The following is a 4,738-nucleotide window of genomic DNA, read 5'->3' on the forward strand; positions in this document are numbered from 1 at the left end:
GAGCCGATTTCCTCGGCTCACCGCAGACCACGGGGAGCAGCAGAGAGCGCAGAGACAGTCGCGCCGCGCCGCGACGGCGGCCCCAGGCAGTCCCGCGCGATCCGTACAACAGTTTTGGAGAGACCACGAGCATGGCCCCGAGGACGCACACCCCCCAGTCACAGTCGTCTGCGCCGCACACTGCCGACAGCCACGACCTGATCCGCGTGCCCGGCGCGCGGGAGAACAACCTCAAGGACGTCGGCATCGAGATCCCGAAGCGCCGGCTGACGGTGTTCACGACCCCGGCCCTGATGTCCGCACACACCGGTGAATGGTCCGTCAGGCACGACGGGACCGGCGCCACCCCCGACCTTGCCGAGCGGTTCGCGGAGACCGCTGCGTGCACCGCCCCGCACCGATGCGGTACGCCAACTCCCCAGGGACTGGGCAAGAGCCGTGTGGACGGTGGACGTTGACCGGACGGACGAACCAGGGGGCGGAACAGATGGTGTGGATGTCGCGAGAGCAGGCCGACCTGCTGGCGCAGTGCGCGGTAACCTTCGAGCCGGGCGATCCGGCGCGTACCGGAAGGCTCGCGTTCCGGTACCCCGACGGCCCGGCCGGCCCCGGCCTCGCCGCACAGCTGCCCTTCGGCGAACCCGGCGAAGCCGACCTGGTCACCGCCGACGGCGGCACCCTCGCGGTACGCCGCTGCCCGGTTCTGCGGCTGACCGTCGCCCAGGCACTGCCCACCCTCACCCTGGCCCGCCGGCTCCACACCGAAGCGACCGTCGAAGCGACCGCCGACGGGACCGCGAACGGCACCGCCGATGTCACCCCCAGCCCGTCCGCTGCGTTCTGGGGCGCCGCCACCGCCCTCGGCCTGCACCTCGCCGCCCGCGAACGGCTGCTCCCCGGCGTTTCCGCCACCGGTTACGACACCTGGCGCGCCGGCCCGCTCGCCCCGGAGGACGTCCGGCGCATTCGCGAACTGGCCGCCGCGGCACCGGCCGAGGCGCTCGCCGCGCCCCTGCCCGTCCCGCCGGGCGGCTCGCTGCTGCTGCCCGACGCCACCGCCCTGCTCCGCTCCTTCCTCGATGCGGTCGCCGACACCCTGCCGCGCACCGCCGCCGCGCCCGCCGCAACCGGCCGCCCGGCCTTCGCCGCCGTCGAACCCCAGTACGTCCCCCAGCTGCGCGCCTGGGCCGAGGAGATCTCCGCCGGCCTCGACTCGGGCGTACGGCTGGCCCTGCGCCTGGACCTGGTGCCCGTCGCCGGCGACGGCGAGCGGCCCGCCCTGCGCCTGGTGCCCCAGGTGTCCAGCCTGGCCGACCCGACCCTCAGAGCCGACGCCGACGAGCTGTTCGCCACGGTCGAGGCAGCCGGGTTCGGACCGCGGGCCCACGCCGACACCGTCCTCGCCGTACGGCGGGCCGCCGACGTCTGGCAGCCCCTGTCCCGCCTGCTGCCGGTGCCCTCCGCCCTGGACCTCACCGACCGCGAGGTCCAGGACCTGCTCGGCGACACCGCCGGCCGGCTCGCCGCCCACGGCGTCGAGGTGCTCTGGCCCGCGGACGCCACCCGTTCCCTCACGACCCGTGCCGTCGTCGGCGGCGAGCGGACCCCGCCCACCGACCTGCGTTCCTTCTTCGGTGGTGACGGCACGGTCGACCTGCGCTGGCAGCTCGACCTCGACGGGGAAGCCCTCACCGAGCAGGAGATGGCCGAGATCGCCGCCGCCGACCAGCCGCTGGCCCTGCTGCGCGGGCGCCGGGTGCTCATCGGCGCCGACATCGCCCGCAAGGCCGGCGAACGCGACCTCGAACCGCTCACCGCCATCGAGGCGCTCGCCGTTGCCCTCACCGGGTACACCGAGATCGGCGGCAAGCAGGTACGGGTCGCGCCCAGCGCCTGGCTGCTCGCCCTGCGCCGACGCCTGGCCGAAGCTGACGGCGGCAACGAAGCGGTCGAGCAGCCCGCCGCGCTCGCGGCCACCCTGCGCGACTACCAGCTGCGCGGCCTGCGCTGGCTGGACCGCCTCACCTCGCTCGGTCTCGGCGGCTGCCTCGCCGACGACATGGGCCTGGGCAAGACCGTCCAGCTGATCTCGCTGCACCTGTTGCGCCAGGAGCACCCGGACAGTGCCGGCCCCACCCTCGTCGTCTGCCCCGCCTCCCTTCTGGGCAACTGGCAGCGCGAGGTCGGCACGTTCGCCCCCGGCATGCCCGTCCGCCGCTACCACGGCTCCGACCGCACCCTGGACGGCGCCGACTCGGGCTTCGTCCTGACCACCTACGGCACCATGCGCCTGGACGCCGAGCGGCTCGGCACACACCGCTGGAGCACGGTCGTCGCCGACGAGGCCCAGCACGTCAAGAACCCGCACTCCAGCACCGCGAAGGCGCTGCGGCTGATCCCCGCCGACGCCAGGATCGCCCTGACCGGCACCCCGGTCGAGAACAACCTCTCCGAACTCTGGGCCGTCCTCGACTGGACCACCCCCGGACTCCTCGGCGGCCACGGCCACTTCCGCAGCCGCTGGATCGCCGCCATCGAGGCCGAACGCGCGGAACGCGCGGAGTTCGGACCGCCGCCGGGCGAGCAGGGAGAGCACGGCCCCACCGCACAGCGACTGGCCGAACTGGTACGGCCGTTCCTGCTCCGCCGCAAGAAGTCGGACCCGGGCATCGCCCCCGAACTCCCGCCGAAGACCGAGACGGACCACCCGGTCTCCCTCACCCCCGAGCAGCGGACCCTGTACGAGACCCGGGTCCGTGAGGTCATGGCGCAGATCGAGGCCACCGAGGGCATCGCCCGAAGCGGTCTGGTGCTCAAGCTGCTCACCGGCCTGAAGCAGATCTGCAACCACCCCGCGCAGTTCCTCAAGGAGGCGGAAGGCACCCGGCTGGCCGGCCGTTCCGGCAAGCTGGAACTGCTCGACGAACTGCTGGACACCATCATTTCCGAGGACGGGGCCGCCCTGGTCTTCACCCAGTACGTCGCCATGGCGCGGCTGCTGGAGGCCCACCTGCGCGAGCGCGGCGTCCCCACGCTGCTGCTGCACGGCGGCACTCCGGTGCCGCGCCGCGAGGAGATGGTCCGCCGGTTCCAGGACGGGGAGGTGCCCGTCTTCCTGCTCTCCCTCAAGGCCGCCGGCACCGGACTCAACCTCACCCGCGCCGACCACGTCGTGCACTACGACCGCTGGTGGAACCCGGCGGTGGAGGCCCAGGCCACCGACCGCGCCTACCGCATCGGGCAGACGCGCACCGTCCAGGTGCACCGGATGATCGCCGAGGGGACCGTCGAGGACCGCATCGCCGCCCTGCTCGAAGCGAAGAAGGGCCTGGCAGACGCCGTGCTGGGCTCCGGGGAGCAGACACTGACGCAGCTGACCAACGACGAACTGGCCAACCTGGTCGAACTGAGGAGCGCGGGATGAGCGGGGACGAGACGGGCGCGCGGGGCTTCCCGGCCTTCGCCGCGCGCCGGGGCAGCCGGGCACGCGGCCAGTCCTGGTGGGGCAAGGCCTGGGCGGACGCGCTGGAGGACACCTCCCTGGACGAGGAGACGCTGAAGAAGGGCCGGGCCTACGCGCGGACCGGCCGGCTCGGACCGATCACGGTCAGCCCCGGGCGCGTCTCCACCACCGGCTACGAGGGCGACACCCCGTTCAGGACGGTGCTCACCCTGGAGGAGCTCGACGAGGACGAGTGGGAGCTGCTCTGGGAGAAGACCGCCGAGCGGCCGGATGTCACCGATGAGCTGCTCGCCGGTGAACTGCCGCCCGACCTGCTGGAGGCCGCCGAGGACGCACGGGTCCGACTGCTGCCCGGCTACGGCGACTTGGAGGCGGACTGCGAATGCGACGCGTTCGACCACCCCTGCAAGCACGCGGCCGCGCTCTGCTACCAGGTGTCCTGGCTGCTGGACGAGGACACGATGCTGCTGCTCCTGCTGCGGGGACGCGGCGTGCAGGAGGCGCGGGAGGAACTCCGGTCCGTCCTGCTGATGCAGGCGATCGTCGGCGGCCTCGGGGACGAGGACGCCGACGGGGCGCAGGAGGAAGCGAAGGCCGGTCCGAAGGCCGACGCGGCGCAGCTGCCGGACGGCACTCCCGCCGAGGAGGTCTTCGGCCGTGAGCCGGCTGCGCTGCCCGGGCTGCCGCCGCTGCCCGGGCCGCCCGTGCGCCAGGACGCGTCCTTGGCCGACCCGCTGGAGCAGCTGGTCACCGACGCGGCCGTGCGCGCCCGTGAGCTGCTCGCCTACACCCACGGCTTCACCGCCGAGCCGCCGGTGCCGCTCGACCTCTGGCGGGACTGCGTACGGATCGCGGCGACCCGCCCCGAGTCGCGGGTCCTGGCCCGCCTGCGGGAGGCCTGCGGCAGCCCGGAGCAGCTGGACCGGGCGGCCGAGGCGTGGAGGCTGGGCGGGAGCGCCGGGCTGGACGTGCTGGAGGAGGCCTGGACACCGCCGACGCAGGACACCGCCCGGGCGAGCGCCGCGCTCACCGCGGGCTGGGAGCAGGACGAACTCCCCGCGCCGGAGGTGCGGGAGAACCGCTGGACGCTGGCCGGCAGCGGGCTCCAGCTCCGCTACGGGCGGGACGGCCGCTGGTACCCCTACCGGCAGGAGGACGGTCGGTGGTGGCCGGCCGCCGCACCGCACCACGACCCGGCTGAGGTCCTCGCCGAGCTCCTCGACGGCTGAACCGCCGGGCACCGTGCGCGCGGCGGGCCCGGGACGGACACAGGTC

3 protein-coding genes are annotated in these 4,738 nt (G+C 74.1%); all 3 read left to right on the forward strand.

Annotation, left to right across the window (positions count from 1 at the left end; translation table 11 throughout):
• A partial coding sequence (locus tag ACFU7Y_RS40470) for a hypothetical protein (RefSeq protein WP_380771381.1) occupies nt 1–458 on the forward strand: 458 nt, incomplete at its 5' end.
• Between the two features lie 29 nt (nt 459–487).
• The gene (locus ACFU7Y_RS40475) at nt 488–3,424 is read left to right on the forward strand and encodes a DEAD/DEAH box helicase (RefSeq protein ID WP_380771378.1); all 2,937 of its coding nucleotides are present in this window, start codon (nt 488–490) and stop codon (nt 3,422–3,424) included.
• Nucleotides 3,421–4,692, forward strand: coding sequence for an SWIM zinc finger family protein (locus ACFU7Y_RS40480; protein ID WP_380771380.1), 1,272 nt, complete (start codon nt 3,421–3,423; stop codon nt 4,690–4,692). Before ACFU7Y_RS40475 ends, ACFU7Y_RS40480 begins: the two co-directional genes overlap by 4 nt.
• Nucleotides 4,693–4,738 lie beyond the last annotated feature (46 nt).

This window comes from Kitasatospora sp. NPDC057542, assembly GCF_042801945.1.
GTDB lineage: Bacteria > Actinomycetota > Actinomycetes > Streptomycetales > Streptomycetaceae > Kitasatospora.